This is a genomic window from Marinobacter koreensis, assembly GCF_023156285.1.
Classification (GTDB): domain Bacteria; phylum Pseudomonadota; class Gammaproteobacteria; order Pseudomonadales; family Oleiphilaceae; genus Marinobacter; species Marinobacter koreensis.
In genome coordinates, this window is sequence record NZ_JAKZAJ010000006.1 from 185,358 (window position 1) to 204,700 (window position 19,343).

13 protein-coding genes are annotated in these 19,343 nt (G+C 60.1%); 5 read left to right on the forward strand and 8 right to left on the reverse strand.

Annotated elements, in window-relative coordinates; genetic code table 11:
* The first annotated feature begins 6 nt into the window (after positions 1 to 6).
* Positions 7 to 1,200: a BaiN/RdsA family NAD(P)/FAD-dependent oxidoreductase gene (locus MLD04_RS16330; RefSeq protein ID WP_248160502.1), complete on the forward strand. Its 1,194-nt coding sequence runs from the start codon at positions 7 to 9 to the stop codon at positions 1,198 to 1,200.
* A gap of 20 nt (positions 1,201 to 1,220) precedes the next feature.
* On the opposite strand, the gene cfa is transcribed toward MLD04_RS16330, so the two are convergent.
* The 3 genes from cfa to MLD04_RS16345 form a co-directional block, all read right to left on the reverse strand.
* Positions 1,221 to 2,333 (reverse strand): cyclopropane fatty acyl phospholipid synthase, encoded by a 1,113-nt coding sequence (cfa, locus tag MLD04_RS16335; RefSeq protein WP_248160573.1) that lies wholly within the window; start codon positions 2,331 to 2,333, stop codon positions 1,221 to 1,223.
* Between the two features lie 203 nt (positions 2,334 to 2,536).
* On the reverse strand, positions 2,537 to 3,388 hold the full coding sequence (locus MLD04_RS16340; RefSeq protein WP_248160574.1) for a universal stress protein: 852 nt from the start codon (positions 3,386 to 3,388) through the stop codon (positions 2,537 to 2,539).
* A gap of 68 nt (positions 3,389 to 3,456) precedes the next feature.
* Complete coding sequence (locus MLD04_RS16345; protein ID WP_248160503.1) at positions 3,457 to 4,944, reverse strand: SulP family inorganic anion transporter; 1,488 nt, start codon at positions 4,942 to 4,944, stop codon at positions 3,457 to 3,459.
* A 254-nt stretch (positions 4,945 to 5,198) separates the two neighbouring features.
* Between MLD04_RS16345 and MLD04_RS16350 the strand changes: the two genes are divergently transcribed.
* Positions 5,199 to 6,479 (forward strand): MgtC/SapB family protein, encoded by a 1,281-nt coding sequence (locus MLD04_RS16350; RefSeq protein WP_248160504.1) that lies wholly within the window; start codon positions 5,199 to 5,201, stop codon positions 6,477 to 6,479.
* 3 nt (positions 6,480 to 6,482) lie between these two features.
* On the opposite strand, the gene alkB is transcribed toward MLD04_RS16350, so the two are convergent.
* On the reverse strand, positions 6,483 to 7,133 hold the full coding sequence (gene alkB, locus MLD04_RS16355; RefSeq protein ID WP_248160505.1) for a DNA oxidative demethylase AlkB: 651 nt from the start codon (positions 7,131 to 7,133) through the stop codon (positions 6,483 to 6,485).
* Positions 7,134 to 7,214: 81 nt separating this feature from the next.
* On the opposite strand from alkB, the gene MLD04_RS16360 reads away from it, so the two are divergent.
* Together MLD04_RS16360 and djlA are read left to right on the forward strand one after the other, a co-directional pair.
* The gene (locus tag MLD04_RS16360; protein WP_248160506.1) at positions 7,215 to 10,043 is read left to right on the forward strand and encodes an HD domain-containing phosphohydrolase; all 2,829 of its coding nucleotides are present in this window, start codon (positions 7,215 to 7,217) and stop codon (positions 10,041 to 10,043) included.
* 50 nt (positions 10,044 to 10,093) lie between these two features.
* Positions 10,094 to 10,873, forward strand: coding sequence for a co-chaperone DjlA (gene djlA / locus MLD04_RS16365; RefSeq protein WP_248160507.1), 780 nt, complete (start codon positions 10,094 to 10,096; stop codon positions 10,871 to 10,873).
* Between the two features lie 2 nt (positions 10,874 to 10,875).
* Here djlA and MLD04_RS16370 read toward each other — a convergent pair whose 3' ends face one another.
* Together MLD04_RS16370 and MLD04_RS16375 are read right to left on the reverse strand one after the other, a co-directional pair.
* Entirely contained in the window at positions 10,876 to 11,484 is a 609-nt protein-coding gene (locus tag MLD04_RS16370; RefSeq protein WP_248160508.1) for a methyltransferase family protein, read from the reverse strand.
* Between the two features lie 88 nt (positions 11,485 to 11,572).
* Complete coding sequence (locus MLD04_RS16375) at positions 11,573 to 13,453, reverse strand: sensor domain-containing diguanylate cyclase (RefSeq protein ID WP_248160509.1); 1,881 nt, start codon at positions 13,451 to 13,453, stop codon at positions 11,573 to 11,575.
* Positions 13,454 to 13,651: 198 nt separating this feature from the next.
* On the opposite strand from MLD04_RS16375, the gene MLD04_RS16380 reads away from it, so the two are divergent.
* A complete protein-coding gene (locus tag MLD04_RS16380; RefSeq protein WP_248160510.1) occupies positions 13,652 to 15,511 on the forward strand; it encodes a putative bifunctional diguanylate cyclase/phosphodiesterase in 1,860 nt (619 codons plus the stop codon).
* Here the strand turns inward: MLD04_RS16380 and MLD04_RS16385 are convergent.
* Together MLD04_RS16385 and MLD04_RS16390 are read right to left on the reverse strand one after the other, a co-directional pair.
* Positions 15,471 to 16,244, reverse strand: coding sequence for a pseudouridine synthase (locus MLD04_RS16385; protein ID WP_248160511.1), 774 nt, complete (start codon positions 16,242 to 16,244; stop codon positions 15,471 to 15,473). The two genes, MLD04_RS16380 and MLD04_RS16385, sit on opposite strands and share 41 nt — an antisense overlap.
* Positions 16,244 to 19,339 (reverse strand): efflux RND transporter permease subunit, encoded by a 3,096-nt coding sequence (locus tag MLD04_RS16390; protein WP_248160512.1) that lies wholly within the window; start codon positions 19,337 to 19,339, stop codon positions 16,244 to 16,246. The genes MLD04_RS16385 and MLD04_RS16390 overlap by 1 nt, the downstream gene beginning before the upstream one ends.
* Between the last annotated feature and the right edge of the window lie 4 nt (positions 19,340 to 19,343).

Genomic DNA, 19,343 nt, shown 5'->3' on the forward strand with positions numbered 1-19,343 from the left:
GCAGTCATGACGGCATCCCCAGAATCCCACTACGACGTAATCATCATCGGTGCCGGCGCAGCCGGTCTCATGTGTGCGGCCACCGCCGGTTACCGGGGCCGCCGGGTGCTGGTACTCGATCACACCAACAAGCCGGGCAAGAAAATCCTGATGTCCGGCGGCGGGCGCTGCAACTTCACCAACCTGAACAGCACGCCAGCCAATTTCCTGTCCGATAACCCCCACTACTGCATCTCCGCGTTGAAACGGTACACGCCACAGGACTTCGTCGAACTGGTGGATCGCCACGGGGTGGAACACGAGGAAAAGGCACCGGGACAACTGTTCTGCAAAGACAGCGCCAAGGACATCCTGAACCTGCTGCTGACAGAGTGCGACTGGGCTGGCGCGGAAATCCGGATGAAGACACAGGTCAGAGGAATCGTGGAATCCGGGGATGGATATGTCGTCGCAACCGGCTCCGGCAAACTCCGCTGCCAGTCCCTGGTCATTGCCACCGGCGGGCTTTCGATCCCGACGATGGGCGCCACCGGTTTCGGCTATGACGTGGCCCGGCAGTTCGGTCTCGCCGTGCTGCCTACCCGAGCCGGATTGGTGCCCTTCACCCTGCAGCCGGAGCTCAGGGAGCAGTTGGCACCACTGGCGGGAATCAGTTGCCCGGTAAAGGTGAGTTGCGAAGGACAGCACTTCCGGGAGCCGATGCTGGTCACCCACCGGGGGCTGAGTGGCCCGGCCATGCTCCAGATTTCCAGCTACTGGCACCCCGGCGACAGCCTCGACATCAACCTGCTACCGGCCTGCCAGATACAGGACGACCTGATGGCCCTTCGCCGGGACAAACCACAGTCCACTGTCGTACATTACCTGAATCAGCACCTTCCGAAACGGTTTGCGCAGGCATTCAATGAGCTATCCGGCTGGGCCGGCCCCCTGCAATCCTTCAAGAACGCAGACATCGAACAGGTCGCCCGCACGCTGGGAGACTGGGTCATCAAGCCGTCAGGGACGGAGGGCTACCGAACCGCGGAGGTTACGCTGGGAGGCGTGGACACACGCCAGCTGTCGTCGAAAACCATGGCCGTCCTGAACCGGCCCGATCTCTACTTCATCGGCGAAGTGGTGGATGTCACCGGGCATCTGGGCGGCCACAACTTCCAGTGGGCCTGGGCTTCGGCTGTGGCGGCCGGGAACGACGCCTGAGTCAGCGGCAATGGCCCAACTCAGCTGACCCGGCGATACCCACCCTCAAGGCCATTCCGGGACAGCACCCATTGCCATAGCTGGAGATCGCGGGCCCGGAACGCGCCGGCGCAGGACAGCAGGTAATAGCGCCACATCCGGTAGAAGCGCTCACCAAGCTGCTCCCGGAAGCGGGGCCAGGCGCTGTTGAAGTTGTCGTACCATGCCATGAGTGTCCGGTCGTAATCCGCACCGAAGTTATGGAGATCTTCCACGACGAAACGGCCATCCACCGCTTCGCCGACCTGAGCCAATGACGGAATCTCGCCGTTCGGGAAGATGTACTTATCGATCCACGGGTCCGATCCCGGAGAGCGTTCGTGGCTGCCAATCGTGTGCAACAGGAACAGGCCATCCTCTTTCAGGCAGCGGTGCGCCACATCCATGAATGTCCGGTAGTTCTTGTGCCCCACATGCTCGAACATGCCGACACTGACCACCCGGTCGAAGGGCTCGTCCACTTCCCGGTAATCCTGCAACCGGAACTCCAGCGGAATGCCCCGATAACGCTCGCGGGCCCAGGCGGTCTGCGCTTCTGAAATGGTGACACCCACGCACTCAACGCCGTAGTGTTCCGCCGCGTAACTCATGAAACTGCCCCAGCCGCATCCGATATCGAGCACCCGCATCCCGGGCTCTAGCCGCAGCTTGCGGCAAATCAGGTCCAGCTTGGCCTCCTGCGCCTCCGCCAGGTTATCCGCCTCACGCCAGTAGCCACAGGTATAGGTCATGCGAGGGTCCAGCATGGCGCCATAGAATTCATTGCCCAAATCATAATGCTGCTCGCCAACCTGCCAGGCACGGCGATCGGTCTGGCGATTGAACAGTCGGGCTTTCAGCATGTGCAAAATCAGTCGGGCGGGACGGACTTTGTGTTGCAGTCCCGCCCGAAGAAGACGGTGGAAGAATTCATCAAGGCGGTCGCAGTCCCAGGCGCCTTCCATGTAGGTCTCGCCAAGGCCCAGATTGCCCCGGCCGAAAACGCGTTCAGCCACGCCCGGCTTGTTGAGCCGGATGTCCCAGGGACGGTGCCCACCCAGACGGATACCGGCTTCTGTGAGCAATTCTGCCATGTACCTTTCAGACGCCGGCATGCGGGTGTCGCCGCTGCGCGCGGTTCGGTGATTGGAAGCGATGTCAGTCAAATCGGCCCCTCCCCTTCGAAATCAAGGAAAGCGATACAGGCGTCAAAACAGACGGCCTTCATCCTAAACATAGACGATTGTGACGGCAGGCGGGGTTGAAACTGTCAATCGAATCAATAGCCGGAGCATTAGGCCCCGGCTACCGGAAAGTATCAGCGGAGGATGACCAGAGGCTTATGGGCGGTCTTGAGCATGGTCGTTGTGGTGCTGCCCACCAGGAACTGACGGATGCGGGAATGGCCATAGGCCCCCATCACCAGGATATCGATGTCGTGTTCTTCCTGGTACTCATGCAACGCCGGCTCGACATCACCGGCCCGGATGGCCAGGGTGATCTCGGAATCCAGCTCCGAAAGCATTTTCTTCGCCCGATTCAGCTGTTCCCACCGATCGTTGGTATCCGGCCCGACCATAACAAGATGGAGTGGCATGCCCTTCAGAACCGGGCTGCCCGCCAGCAGTTCCACCCCCCGGAAAGCGGTGGGGCTGCCGTCAAACGCCAGCATGGCGCTTTTCGGCGCCGTGTATTCATCGGGCACCAGCAGAATCGGCCGATGCACACTCCGGATCACGGTCTCCAGCTGGCTGCCAATGTGGACATCGCGGTCAGAACTGCTCTCACCGTGGAGCCCCATCACCAGCAGGCGAGTCTGGTTTTCGAGGGCAAGCAGTGATTCGGTCAGCGTGTCGTGGCGCTGCCGTTGGATGACGTCCTCTACACCGGCCTCCCTCACGCGACGCTCGGCCTCATCCAGCATGTGGTGGCCGTGTTCCAGGGCCAGCTTGGCACGCCGGCGATCCAGCTCGGCCAGTTCGTCCAATAACTGTTCACGGCTCCCCAGTCCAATACTGCCCGCCAGATCCGGTTCCGCCGGATAGCGCTCCTCATCAAGAACATGGAGCAACAGCAATGGCGTCGCCATCTGCCGGCTCGCCCAGGCTGCGTAATCGCAAACCGCCGGAGCGGCACGGGATCCATCGATACAGGCAACTACTCGCAACATCTTTTCCTCGCCCTGGTGGTTGTTATTATGGCTTTCAACGGTGTTGTTCGTCGTTTCTCCGGCCATGATCAATGCCCCATCAGCTGGTCGACAGCATCCGGTTTATCGTGCACGCCAAACCGATCGACAATGGTGGCGCTGGCCTCGTTCAGACCGATAACCTCGACATCAGCCCCTTCCCGCCGGAACTTGATGACCGCCTTATCCAGCGCACCTACCGCCGTTATATCCCAGAAATGGGCCCGGTTAAGATCAATAACCACCTTATCCACTGCTTCCTTGAAGTCAAAGGAATCAATGAATTTTTCAGAGGAACTGAAGAATACCTGGCCGACCACCCGATAAGTCCGGGTGTCGCCGCGTTCGTCCAGCTCCGAGGTCACCATCATGTAGTGACCAACCTTGTTGGCAAAGAACAGTGACGCGAGCAGGACGCCGGTCAACACGCCAAAGGCCAGGTTGTGGGTAGCCACAACAACGATCACGGTAACCACCATTACGATATTGGTGGACAGTGGATGCTGCCGCAGGTTGAGAATGGATTCCCAGGAGAAAGTACCAATCGATACCATGATCATCACGGCGACCAGCGCTGCCATGGGAATCTGAACCAGCAAATCGTCGAGCACCAGCACCATGATCAGCAGGAAGACACCGGCGGTGAGCGTGGACAAACGCGTGCGCCCGCCGGACTTCACGTTGATGATGGACTGGCCGATCATGGCGCATCCGGCCATGCCGCCAAGCAGGCCGGCACCGATATTGGCAATGCCCTGCCCCTTGCACTCGCGGTTGCGATCGCTCGTGGTGTCCGTCAGGTCGTCCACGATGGTGGATGTCATCATCGATTCCAGCAGGCCAACCACCGCCAGTCCCAGAGAATAAGGCAGGATAATCATCAGGGTGTCCAGATTCAGGGGTACCTCCGGCCACAGGAACACGGGCAAGGCATCCGGTAATTCACCCATATCTCCGACGGTGCGGATATCCAGCCCCAGGAATACGCTGACTGCCGTCATGGAGACAATGCAGACCAGGGGCGACGGGATCAGCCGACCGATCACCGGGACCAGCGGGAACAGATAGATAATGCACAGACCTGCTGCCGTCATACCGTAGACATGCCAGGTCACGTTGGTCAGCTCCGGAAGCTGGGCCATGAAAATCAGGATCGCGAGGGCATTCACGAAACCCGTGACCACCGAACGGGACACAAACCGCATCAGCCCGCCCAGCTTCAGCGTCCCTGCCAGGATCTGGAACACGCCAGTCAGCAGAGTGGCCGCCAACAGATACTGCAGGCCATGCTCCTTGACCAGTGTCACCATCAGCAGCGCCATGGCACCGGTTGCGGCCGAGATCATGCCCGGACGACCACCAACGAAGGCAATCACCACTGCGATACAGAAGGACGCGTACAACCCCACCTTGGGATCGACGCCAGCAATGATGGAAAAAGCGATGGCCTCGGGGATCAGCGCAAGGGCCACAACGATTCCGGCGAGCACGTCGCCTCGGATATTGGAAAACCAGTTGGCTTTAAGGGCATTCACCATAAAAATGCGTGTCCAGTTAAATTAATTGCAGCGAAAACATGGGGGCCAGCCCCGTGATGGGAGCGGCGGAGGGCGTGTCTGCTAAAGGTCGAAAAAAGGCCGCGAAGCTTACCAGAAGCGGAGCCTTAAAGTAAGGATCGCCCCCGTCCCGGCTACCGGGCACATGGCTAAAGGAGGGGACAGAGGTTTGCAAACCTTTGGTTTTCCGTTAAAACTTCCAGTAAATCCTTCCGGACAGGAGTACCCGGCCCTCCATGGACGACGTTGCCAGCCAGTTCATTGCCTCCAATCAGACCACCATTGACCTGGCGGTTGCCCTCCTGCTGGGCGCCATTATTGGCATCGAACGTGGCTGGGACGCCCGGGAGCAGAAGTCGGGAGAGCGCATTGCGGGAATCCGGACCTTCGCACTGGTGGGGCTGCTGGGTGGCATATCCGCGGTGCTGGCCAGAGACATCACCGAGTGGGCCTTTCCCGTGTTACTGGTGTGCGTGGTCGCCATCGGCATCGTGGCCTTCAGCGAACGCCTCGAACACATCCGGAACTTCAGTATTACCGGTCTGGTCGGCCTGGTACTGACGTTCTGTTTCGGGGCCATTGCGGTGGCCGCAGATCCGGTGATGGCAACCGCAGGCGCGGTCGTGACCGCCATCATCCTCGACAACAAGCAGGAGATCCACGGCTGGGTCTACCGACTCAAGGCCCACGAGCTGGATGCGGCGCTCAAGCTGCTGCTGATCACGGTGGTCATGCTGCCGCTGCTGCCAAACGAGAAGATGGGCCCGGGGGGGGTGCTCAATCCCCATGAGATCTGGTGGATGGTGGTGATGATTGCCTCCATCTCATTCGTCGGCTACTTCGCCATCCGGGTCGCCGGCACCCGGAAAGGCATTCTGTTCACCAGTCTGTTTGCCGGCCTGAGCTCCTCCACCGCCCTGACGCTCCATTTCGCCAGGCAATCTGCCCGCACACCCGAGCTGAGTCCGCAGTTTGCCACGGGCATCCTGATTGCCTGCGGCACCATGTTTCCGCGTATTCTCGTCTATTGCTTCGTGATCAACCGGGAGCTGCTGCCCGTTCTGATATGGCCGGTTGCCACCATGACACTCCTGCTCTATGGACCTGCACTTTATATCTGGCGAACCAACGCCGGCGCGTTACAGGTTTCCCAGCCGACACTCAACCAGAACCCACTGGATCTCACGTCTGCGCTGCTCTTCGGCGGTTTACTGACCGCCATCCTGCTGTTGGGCGAATTTTTACAGAGCTGGCTCGGGGATGCCGGGATCTACGTGCTGGCAGCAAGTTCCGGTGTCGCTGACATTGACGCCATCACCCTGTCGCTGACCCGTATGTCCAACAATTCACTGAGTATGGATACCGCCGTCATCGGCATTGTCATCGCCGCCTCGGTCAACAACCTGGTGAAATCCGGGATGGCCTGGGGCATTGGTAATCGGCGCACCGGTGTGCTGGTGGCAGTACCGATGGTCATTTCCCTCGTAGCGGGCCTGGCCGTAGCCTGGTTCCAGTAGTCCCTAACCGGCTTTCCGGAAGGTCAGGTTGTACCGGCAGTCGCCGGTCAACGGGTGGGCACCGCGCCTGAGCGTCAGAACACCATGATAATGGCGTCGCACCTTTCCACCCCAGACGATCACATCCCCATGCGAAAGCGGTAGCCGCATGGGCCGGTCGCTGCGCCGGGCCCCGCCGAACTGGAACACCACGGGAAGACCAAGCGAGACCGACACGATTGGCTGGCTGAAATCCTGTTCGTCGCGATCCTGATGCAATCCCATTTTCGCGCCCGGGCGGTAGCGGTTGATCAGGCACGCATCCGGATTGAATTCCGGGAAACCGGCTGCCTCCGCCGCCCTCACGGCAAGCTCCCGGAAAATCCTCGGCATTTCAGGCCAGGGCTCGCCGGTCTGCGGATCATTCTGCGTATAGCGATAGCCCCGGCGATCGGTCACCCACCCCAGCTCGCCACAACACGTCATTGCTGCGGACATGACGTGGCCACCGGGGGTTTCCATGTGGCGAAAAGCGGATTGACGGGCAACAGACTCAATCGCCGTCACCAGTGACTGGTCCGATTCCAGCGCAAACCTCCGCAACAAGACCACGCCCTCCGCCGGGGCCTCTTGTGCGTAACCGGGCTGGTCACTGTCGAACAGATCCAGGGTCATAGAATTCGACCTCCCAATGCAGAGCGGAAAAACCCCTCCGGGCAGTCTACCCTTTGAGTAGGTTTTCACGAAGGATCAACAATGTACGGTAAGCGCCAGCCGACACAGATCTCCCTTGCCCTGCTGATCGCATTCACCATCACTGTCGGCATGCTGGTGCTTGCACTGATCCTGATTGGCCAGAGCTTCCGCGGCATGGAGACAGCCAAGGTCAGCGCGGCAAGCGCCACAGCAAAGCAACTGGCCATCAGCGTTGACGATCGCATCCATGCCATCACAGCGCCGCCCTCCACGGCGCTTGCGGTTCTCAGTCATGACCCACTGGCCCTGTCAAAAACGGACGAGCAGAGACTCCAGCGTCTGGGCATGCTCGCCGATATACTGCGTTCCAGCGATATCGTCAGTGCCGTTTACGTTGGTTGGGGCAACGGCGATTTCTTTCTGCTGCGCAAGATCCGCAGTTCCGGCACCCTGCAGTTTCCGGACGCGCCGCCGCCCGCGCGCTATCTGCTGCAATCGATCACCCGCAGCCAGGCCGGGATTGATGGCGAGTGGACGTTTTACGACGAACAGCTGCATCCGATATCCCGACTGCAGAAGCCGGACTACCAGTTCGACCCAAGGCAAAGACCCTGGTTCCTTGCGGCAACCCCGTCCAACAAGACGGAATTGTCGGATCCCTACGTGTTCTTCACCACGCACGAAACCGGCCTGACGCTCTCTCATCGAAGCGCGGCAGGTGGACCCGGCGCACCAACAGCGGTCTTCGGTATCGATGTCACGGTCAGCGATCTGAGCCAGCAGTTGTCGAAGCTGCGCCAGACGCCGGGCACCCGCATCGCGATCGTGAATGATGAGGGCACCCTGCTGGCGCATTCCGACGGCGCCAAGAAGCCGGATGCGCCAATCGCCACCGCACTCGACGGCCGTGGGGAAACCGTCGGTGACACGGCCGTCACCCACTTCAGTGCCCAGGGGCAGGAGTGGTATGGCTTCAGCGAGCCTCTCAAGGCACTGTCGAAAGAGAACCTGAGAATAGCCGTGGCGATTCCCGCGGACGAACTGCTGGCCGACGTTTGGGCGGCACTGGCCCGGCAAACCGTGATCGCAGGCGGGCTCGCCGTGCTTCTGCTGATCCTCGGCTGGTTTCTTGGTCGCCGGGTTGGCCGACCGCTGGAGAAGCTGACAGATCAGGTTGGCCAGCTATCCCGGTTCCGCTTCGATACGGCCGTCCGATCCGATTCCCACATCCGGGAGGCCCGTCAGTTGAGCGTTGCGCTGGATGACATGGCGAGTACCATCCACAGCTTCCAGAACATTGCCTCGGTCCTGAACCGTGGTCAGGATCTGAACCAGCTCCTGCGAGACATACTTGAGCAGATCGTCCAGATACTGGGACAGAAACGCGGAGGCATCTATCTGTTTGACCGACAGGAACGGCGACTGAATCTCGCCGTCGACACCCATTCGGCGCTTCCCGACAGCCTCCACGATCTGGACCCGGGGCTCGACGACAATGACCTGATCCGTCATCTCCGTCAGCGTGTCAGTGGGCACCCGGTGTTCGCCATTCTCCGGAATCGCCAGAAAAAGCTGATCGGGGTGCTGGTCATTGAAATGGAACACGGTGAACACACGCATCTCAGCGACGACCTGATCGTGTTCGTGGACGAGATCGCCGGTTCCGCTGCCGTGGCTATCGAAACCCGGGAGCTGATCGAGAGCCAGCAAGCGCTTCTGGAAGGAATCATTCGGCTGGTGGCCAATGCCATTGATGCCAAGTCCCCCTATACCGGCGGACACTGCGAGCGCGTCCCCAAACTCGCCCAGATGATCCTCGATCAGGCGGAGGCCAGCACCCATGGTCCCTTTGCCAGTTTCAGCATGACCGATGAAGAACGTTACGAATTCCACCTTGCGGCGTGGCTGCATGATTGCGGCAAAATCACCAGCCCCGAGTATGTCGTGGACAAGGCCGTCAAGCTGGAAACCCTCTACAACCGCATTCACGAAGTCCGGACCCGGTTCGAAGTGCTGTACCGGGATGCCGAGATCGATTATCTGAAGGCCCTTCGCGCGGGTGAAGATGCAGCGAGCGCCCGACAGCAACGGGATGAGCGCCAGACGCAACTCCAGGTCGACTTTGCCTTCCTGGCGAATGCCAACAAGGGCGGTGAATCCATGAGTGACGCCGACCGTGAACGGGTACGGGCCATCGGCGATCAAACCTGGACACGCCATTTCAGCGATCGCCTCGGCCTCTCTTCAGACGAATATCAGCGCCTGAAGGAGGTGCCTGAACCGGACTTGCCCGCCGTGGAGCGGCTACTGTCAGACCGACCGGAACACCTTCACCCCTGGGGTGACCGTCGACCGCCCGTGGAACGGGACGATCCCCGGAACCGCTGGGGCTTTGACATGCGACTCCCCGAGTACGCCTACAACCTCGGAGAAATCCACAACCTGACCGTCGCCAAGGGCACACTGACCGATGAAGAGCGCTTCAAGATCAACGAACACATTGTTCAGACCATCTGCATGCTTGATGCCCTCCCCCTGCCGGACCGCCTGGCCAATGTCCCGAGGCTTGCGGGCACCCACCATGAACGCATGGATGGTGAGGGCTACCCCTGCAGGCTCAAGGGGGAAGATATGGGAATTCCCGAGCGAATCATGGCGGTCGCCGACGTGTTCGAGGCACTGACAGCAGTTGACCGGCCCTACAAGGATGGCAAGACGCTGACGGAATCCCTGACTATCATGGCTCGCATGGTGGACGACGGTCACATCGACCGGGACGTGTTCGAGCTGTTCCTCACCTCGGGCGCCTATCGTCACTATGCTGAACAACACCTGCGGCCAGAACAGCGGGATCAGGTGAATGAAAGCCTTTTCATGAATCGTGATTGAAAAACCCGTATATTCTGAGGTCGTGTTTTCGCTGAACCAAGGACAACTTAATGCTGTTTGCAATGATTGTTGGCGGCCTGATTGGCTACGCCTTTGGCCGATTTCCCGGTTTCATCATCGGTGCTGCCATCGGTGCGTTCCTGTTTAATCGAGTCAAAACCCGCCTGATTGGCAAACTCCAGAATATCCAGAGCGGCTTTATCGAATCCGTCTTCGCCGTCATGGGCGCACTGTGCAAGGCCGATGGTGTGGTCACCCGCGACGAGATCGAGATGGCCGAGACCATTTTCGTCCGTTTCCGGATGAACGAACAGCAGAAAGCCGCTGCGAAAGACGCCTTTAATCGTGGCAAATCATCGGATTTTGATCTGGACAGCGAACTCGACCACTTTCTCCGGATCAGCGGGCGGCAACCAGCGCTGCTGCAGATGTTTCTCCAGGTTCAGGTGTCGGCTGTCACCGCCGATGGGGTGATTCATCCGGAGGAGCACCAGATGCTGGTGCGGATTGCCCGGCGTCTCGGTCTGCCAGACAGCCAGGTGGACCAACTTGAGGCCATGCTCCGCGGAGCGCATGCGGGTCAGGCCGGAGGCAGTCAGCGGTCCACCGATCAACAGATCGACGATGCCTACAAGGTCCTGGGGGTTTCCGCCTCGGCCTCCGACGCCGAAGTGAAGCGGGCCTACCGCAAACTGATGAGCGAGAACCATCCGGACAAGCTGGCGGGTAAAGGCTTACCGGAGAGCATGCGCGAGATGGCCGAGGAACGCACCCGGGAAATCAGTCATGCGTACGATGTAATCAAGGAAGCCCGCAACAAAGCGGCGTAGCGTCAGAACCAGCGCCGGACCCGGGCCCGATAGTCGTCATAGGCTTTGCCAAACTGTCGGGCCAGCGCTTTTTCCTCTTCCCTCGCCTGGCGCATGATCACAACCACACCCACCACCAGGCAGACGAGCGAGAACACGCTCGGCAGAGCCAGGAAAAAGCCCAACTGCCCTGTCATCACCGCCAGGAAAAGCGGGTTTCGACTGCGCCCAAAGGGCCCGCTTGTCAGCAGCTTCTGCCGGTCCCCGTGCGGATCTATCCCGGAACGCCAGTCCTCGTGCATGAAGGCTTGCAGGTAATTGACGGCACTGTAGGAAACCAGCAAAAGCATCATACCCGCTAGAAGTATCCAGCCCTGGTAAAGACTGTCGAACACGCCCAGCCAGGGATCCACGTCGACGAAGATACGCACCACGCAGACACCCAGGATCGCGGCCCGGAACACGTTAAAGGTGTGGCGATGCCACCAGGGGGCACTGCCCCGCTCACCATAGTTGATGTGGGAAAACTGGAGTCGGCGATACAATCCAAGAGTCCGGCCGGCAAACTGCAGGCCGATCATCAGAAAGAAAATACCCAGGAAATGCCGCACGAGGGGTTCAATCAAAAGCATCGGGCACACTTACAGCAAAGTTTAGCCCACGAGCTTAATCCCTGGCGCAAGGATTGAAAAGCGCCCGGCGCCACCGGAAGTCAGGTTGTCAGGATGTTTCCGAGCGAATAGCCACGTTCTGTTGGCCCTGCACGACCCGATTCCTGCCCTGGCCCTTCGCTTCATACAAGGCTTCGTCGGCACAGTGGAAGATCTCTTTGGTGGCATCGGGTCTGGCGGGCAACGCCGTACAGACGCCGATACTGACCGTCACGTGGAGCACCTCGCCGGACACCCTGAACGCGGTTTTTTCGACCTCCTGCCGAATACGTTCCGCAACCCGGACCGCTCCCTCTTGCGGTGTTTCCGGCAGCACTACGACAAACTCCTCCCCCCCGTAACGGGCCGCCAGGTCTCCCGGGCGGGTCGCAAATCGCCTGACACACTGTGCCACCATCTTGAGACAGTCATCGCCTACCAGATGCCCATAGACATCGTTGAATTTCTTGAAGTGATCAATATCCAGAACCAGCAAAGAGACGGGCTGTTCATACCGGTAGGCCCTGACCACTGCAGACTGGAATTCTGCGTCGAAATGCCCCCGGTTTTTCAGGCCGGTCAGGGCATCGGTAGCATTCAGCTCCATCAGCCTCTCGTTCAGCACCTCCAGATCCCGGGTACGCTCCTGGACCCGCTGTTCCAGCATCACATTGGCTTCCTGCTGGACGCGTAAGGATTTGGCCTGGGCCATACGGGTCTTTCGCTCTTCCCGCAACAAACGTTGCTGGGATTCAAACGCCCGTCTTTTCTCCCGGTTCAGCCGGTCTGCCAGGGCAACAGACAAGAGAATCACACCTAACGCCGATCCCACCTGAGTTGCGTTTTCGGTAAACATATTCCGGGGCAACACCGTGAACTTGCTGAGCGCGAGGACAATCCCGCCAAACAACATGAATACCCAGGCCATGGTGTAGTACCTCGCCGCCGGATCCTTGCGCATCCATCGTACAACGCTCAAAACCAGCATCGTGCTGCAACCGACCGCAGCCACCAGAATGGTCGGCAGAATGAGATCCCGGTATGGCACCACAAGCGCCGAGGCAGCCAGCAGGCCCGCCACCATGACCAGGGCCACTGTCCATCGGTTCAGGTAGGGATGGTTGGCCCGGGACACATTGATAAACCGGATGCTGAAGGTTCCCCCGAACAGGATTGCCAGGTTGAGGAACACAATGATCGACTGATCGTTCCACCAGGTGGCATTGGGCCAGAAATACTGGAAAGCCATCCCGTGCAAAGAGGCCAGGAACAGGGGCATAGCCGTGATATAGCCCACGTAGTGCAGGAAGCTCCGCTCACCCACCGCCATGAAGACGAACAGGTTGTACAGGATCATCACCAGGACAATGCCGTAGTAGAGCCCCTCGAAAAGGCCCCTTGATTCTTCAGCCGAGTAAAAAGCGCTGGGGTCCCACAGGGTCAGCGGGACCTGCATCGAACTGGTGGTATCAACCCGAAGGTACACCACCGATTCCTGCTCAGGCGCCAGGTCGATGGGTACGATGAAGTTTCGGTGGGGAATCGGCCGGTCGTAAAAGGGCTGCTTGTCTCCCAGCACCAGGGGTTCGCTATCCATCGCCGGGGAATCGGCATAGACCTCAATGTGGTCGAGCACCGGATAGCCGATCTCCAGGTAGGGATTCTTCACCTCGCCGGTCCGATTCCGGATTTTCACCCGAAACCAGTACACCTCATCACCATATCCGAGGCTGACACTGTCACTGCCGTTTCTCGTCCAGGCACTGTCAGGCAGTGACCGGACATCGGCAATCGTGGCGGGTGTGGCCGGCTCCTGCCAGATGTCGACAAACCGGGACAGTTCCAGCTGCTTGCTGTGGGAATCCCACATGGCAGGCTCCGCAGACACCGAGGCGGACAGAACGCACAAAAGCACGGCAACAAGGTACTGAAGAGTTTTTGACACGGCCATTCCCGGAGATTGTTGGTATTGTTATAGGTATTCCCAGCCAAATTATGAATCAGCTTTTCAGTTTTTGCTCGCGGCGTGAACCAAATCACGCAAATCGATAAAAAAGGCTACAAAACGCAACACCCCGGCGGCGGGTTGGACATAATTATGGCGAGGTGCCATATTTTTCGTCTGGACATATTCGGCTCAGGGTCGTCCATGCAAGAGAGTGAAGCGCTCGTCAGTTACCACAAGACACTGATGGAACTCAGCCATCGGCGGGGTTTTATCCATCAACCCCGGCAACAGAAACTCGCGGAGCTGACCCGCCTGTGTGCCGAACTCCTGAATACCGAACGAGTCAGTGTATGGCGGCTATCGCCCGACCGGGACAGGATCACCTGCGAGTGGCTGCACGACCTCTCACTGGCTTTCCAGGAGCAGCCGGAACCGCCCCTCGAACTGTTCCGGGACAATCACCCTGCCTATTTCGACGCACTCATCATGGAGCGTGTCATCGCCGTCGATGACGCCCGGCAGGACGAGCGTACCCGGTCGTTCGGCGCGCCCTACCTGATACCGGAAGGCATACACGCCATGCTGGACGCTCCCATTTTCGACGGCGAGCGAATGAGCGGCGTTATCTGTCTCGAAACCCGGGCGCCCCATGCCTGGACGCTGCCGGAAATCTCACTGGTGGTCGCCATTGCCGACACCATCAGCCTGATTAACACGCACGAAGCCTGGCTCAGCTCCAAGCGCACCATCGATTACATGTCCCGCTACGATTCGATGACCGGTCTTGCCAATCTCAGCTCACTCAAAGACCGGATCGAGCAGCTGATCCGGGGAACGTCGGCCTATCAACCCAGGAACCTGACACTCATCTGGGTGGACATCGACCGTCTGAAGTCCATCAACGATGGCCTGGGCCCCAAAGCGGGTGACCAGGTCATTGCCGAGCTGGGACAGCGTCTGAAGACCATGAATATCGGAGACGAAGACCTGTTGGCCAGGATCGGCGGCGACGAATTTGCGGTTCTTTTCAAGCCGGAAAATCCGGCCTCCCTGATCGAGTCGGTGCCCAGTGCAATCCATGAAAGAATGGCCGAACCGGTCCGGCTGGACGATCATGAACTGGTGGTCAGCGTCAGCCTCGGTATCTGCCAGTATCCGGCAGATGGAACCAATGCCGAAGAACTTCTTCGGGCTGCCGAGGCTGCCATGTACCATGCCAAGCGGGAGGGGCGGGCCCGCTCCATCCGGTTCGATTCGGAAATCCAGATGACCGCCCGCTCGCGCTTCGTCCTGGAGCGGGACCTGCGGGCAACACTTGACCAGGAAGCGCTGGATGTCTTTTACCAGCCGATCATGGATCGCACCGGCACCCACCTTGAGAGCATGGAGGCCCTGGTGCGGTGGAACCACCCGCAGCGCGGGTGGATGTCACCCATCGAATTCCTCGATATCGCACGCAACGCAGGCCTCATGTACAAATTGGGCACCAATGTTCTCAAGCGGGTCTGTGCCTTCTGGCGTTCCTGCAACGATTCGGGGACCCGTTTACCAATCATATCGGTGAATCTGGCGGCGGAGCAGGTTCTGGTTCCGGAGCTACCTGATCTCGTCAGGAACCTTTGTGCCGACCACGGCATGCCGGTATCCGCGCTCCAGTTCGAGGTAACCGAAGACGCCATCCAGGGCGAACTCCACACTATCCGGAGAGTGCTTGAGGGCCTGGTGGAGGCCGGTGCAGAGCTGGCTATTGACGATTTCGGCACCGGCCATTCCTCCCTATCCCGGCTCAAAAGCCTGCCCTTCTCACGCATCAAGATTGATCGTTCGTTTATACGGGACCTGCCGGGGGATGAGGACGACTGCGCCATCACCCTCTCCATCCTGGGGCTGGCCCGAGGGCTCGGCCTGAAGGTTGTCGCCGAGGGCGTGGAATCGGAAGAGCACGAACAATGGCTGCACAGGGAATGTTGCGACTACCTGCAGGGCTATCGTTACAGTCGCCCCCTTCCCTCAGACGAGTTTATCCAGCGCTTCCTGACCCCGTCTGAAGACCGGGTCTAGCCGGCTCGTACCGGAACCCGGGAAAGACTGAAAGCACCTCCAGGAACGATGCTTCCAGGGGTGCCTGCACATCCACGGACTCTGGCAAAACCGGATGTGGAAAGACAATACGAGTGGCCGCCAGCATCAGCCGCCCTTCTCCAAAACGCTCTGCGAAGTAGCGATTGTGCCGTCCGCGACCGTGATTGGCGTCGCCGATGATCGGATGGCTGATGTGCTTTAGATGTCGCCGCAACTGATGTTTGCGTCCGGTTTCCGGAAACAGCTCGACAAGGGCATAGCGGCTGGTCGGATAGCGTTCGATCGCCACCGGAATCTCCGTGGTGGCCAGCGTCCGGAAACGGGTCCTGGCGTCTTTCACGGGCTGGACCTGATCCTTCAACCGCCGATCCACCGCTTCCTCCCGCAAAGGATGATCAATCAGACCGGCTTCCGGTGGCCAACCGCGGACCATCGCCAGGTAGGTCTTGTGGATCTCGCCGGCCATCATCGCCTTGCCAAGCGTTTGGGCTGCTTCCGGATTACGCGCGAACACCAGCACACCGGACGTTGGCCGGTCGAGCCGATGCACCGGATACACATGCTCGCCCCCGTTCAACGACCGCGCGTACTGGAGGGCAAATTCGGTCTCGTGACGGTCGATCGGGCTGCGGTGGACCAGCAGGCCCGCGGGCTTGTGGACCACGAGCAGCTGCTCATCGCGGAACAGCTCTGTAAGAGGATTCACCACCATCAGATCTCGTCCGAATTCCGGGATTTCCGCTGCACCAGGCTTCGGATTCTGCGGCCAGCGCCCTCGCCCAGCACCAGCAACGCCGGCGTCAGCAGCAGCGTGAGTATCGTGGCAAAGCCCAGGCCACCTGCAATGGCGCTGGAAAGCTGCGTCCACCACTGGGTGGATGGCGCTCCGATACCGAGTGACGGCGTAAGCAGGTCGACGTTGATGCCCAGTACCATGGGCATCAAGCCCAGCACCGTGGTGATGGCCGTCAGCAACACGGGCCGCAAACGCAGACAGCCGGTTTCGAGCGCGGCCTCATAGGGTTCGGCGCCTTCGCGACGGATCTGGTTGTAGGTGTCGATCAGGATGATGTTGTTGTTCACCACGATCCCCGCCAGGGCAATGATGCCCATGCCCACCATCACAATCCCGAATGGCTGGCTGTTCAGCAACAGCCCCAGCAGGACGCCCGCGGTAGAGAGCGCTATGGCCGACAGGATCAGGAAGGTCTGATACAGGGAGTTGAACTGGGTCACCAGAATCAGCAGCATCAGGCCGATCGCCACCAGGAAAGCGGTGGCGAGGAACGTGGCAGCCTGCTGCTGATCCTCGTTCTCGCCCGCGAATTTCACCGTGACGTCTGCGGGAGGTTCGGGCATGACCTTCTGCAGCGACCGGAGCATCGCATCCACCTGTGCGCCGGGGACCAGGTCGGATTTCACCGTGACCGTCCGCTGACCGTCCACCCGCATGATACTGCCGGTCTTGTCACCGGGTTCCAGCGAGACAAACTGCGACAGCGGCACCTGGCCTCGGGGTGTGTTGATGGTCTGCCGTTCCAGCTGATCCAGTTCACGCCAGTTGTTGGGCACGCGGACCGCAATGTCAACCTCGTCCCGGACGTCCTCCGGGCGGTAGGTCGCCAGTGTCAGGCCATTGGTCACCAGACGCACCGCGCTGCCGATGCTGAGCACATCCGTGCCGAACCGGGCGGCAGCCTCGCGGTCCACCTTCAGGCGCCATTCGATGCCGGGAAGACTGCGGTCGTCCTCGATTTCCACAAACCCATCCAGTTCCCGCATTTTCGCTTCCACCGCATCCACATATCCATTGAGCGCGCCGTTGTCACGACTGCCGATCTGGATCTCGATGGGTTTCCCGCCAGCCGGTCCCCCTTCCTGCTTGCGGAACTCCAGTTCAATGCCCGGGATATCCCGCGTCCGTTCCCGGAAATCGGCGAGGATGGCGCTGGCCGGGCGACGGGTGTACCAGTCGGTGAACTGGAACTGCAGCACCCCGATGACATCTGGCGCCAGTTGGGTACTGGTGTTGATCATGGAACGGGCATACAACGCCTCGACCTCGGGCATACCCTGCAGCCGCTGTTCCACCTGCCGGACAATCGCATCCCGTTCCCAAACAGAGAGATCGCCCCGGGCACGGACCTGGACCTGCGCCGAATCAGGCTCGACGCTCGGGAAGAATTCCACGCCATGATTGAAACGGCCGTAGGCGACATAGATCAGGACAATCACTGCCAGCACACCAAGCAGGGTAAAGCCCGGGAACCGCAACAACCGGGACAACAGGCCCCGATACATCCGCATGAAGCGGCCCTGCCCGACACTCTGGCGGGAACGTCGCCCGCCGCTGACACCGCCAAGGACCGGCAGGAAAACCAGCGCCATGGCCAGCGACGCCGTGAGACAGATGATCACGGTGATCGGCAGGAACTTCATGAACTCCCCCACCACGCCCGGCCAGAACAGCAACGGGACGAACACCGCCAGCGTGGTGGCCGTGGAAGCAATAATGGGCCACGCCATGCGGCTCGCGGCTTCTGCCCAGGCTGTTTTCACCGACTGCCCGTCGGACAGGTTCCGGTCCGCCAGCTCGGAGACCACAATCGCCCCATCCACCAACATCCCGGCCACCAGTATCAGGCTGAACAGCACCACAATGTTCAGCGTCAGGCCCATGCCCCAGATCACCAGAATGCCGGTCAGGAAGGCCCCCGGGATGGTCAGCCCGACCAGCAGCGCCGAACGCGGCCCCATGGTGGCCAGGATCACGATGATGACCAGCACGATGGCCGTGAGTACGTTATTGAGCAGATCGGACAGCACGTCCCGCACTTCGTTGGACTGGTCCATGATGTACCGGATGTCCAGGGTATCGGGAAGGCTGGGCCGGGCCTGGTCGATCAGCGTGCGGATCTGCTGGATGGTTTCGATGATGTTGGCGCCGGATCGCTTGGACACTTCCAGAACCAACGCCGGTTCCCCGTTGATGCGGGCGAAACCGGTCGGATCCTTGAAGGTCCGCTGGAGCATGGCAACGTCACCGAAGGTCACCACGGTATCGCCGTCCACCTTCACCGGCATGGACATGACGTCTTCGATGTTCTCGATCACACCGGGCACCTTCAGGGCCATGCGGCCGTTTCCGGTATCCAGGGAACCAGCCGCCACCAGCTGGTTATTGCGGGTCACCAGGCTGGCCAGCTGGTCGAAGTCGATGCCGTAGCTTTCCAGCACCTGGGGATCCACCACCACTTCCAGCTGATCCTCCCGGTCGCCGCCAATCTCCACCTCCAGCACCTCGGGAATCGATTCGATGGCGTCCTGAAGACGACGGGCAACGGTAATCAGCTCACGCTCCGATAGCGGTCCAGAAAGCCCCACCGACAACACCGGAAACAGCGAGACGTTGATCTCGTTGACCGTTGGCTCATCCGCCTGGTCGGGCAATTTGTTGCGGGCGGTGTCCACCTTCTCCCGAACGTCCTGAAGCGCCTTGTCGGCATCAAAGCCAGCGTCGAACTCCAGGATCACCGATGCATGCCCTTCCGAGGCCGTCGCCCGCATCTCCTTGACGGACTCCAGCGAGCGCAACTCCTGCTCCATCGGTCGCACCAGCAGCCGCTCCGCATCCTCCGGACTGATCCCTTCCAACGTCATCGAGACGTAGATCATGGGGATGGTCACGTCCGGATTGGCTTCCTTGGGAATGGTGTTGAACGCGGCGATACCGCCAAGGATCAGGAAAAGAAGCGCCAACAGAGTGGTCCGGTTGCGGTCCATCGCCGCGAAGATCAAAGCCCGCATACGC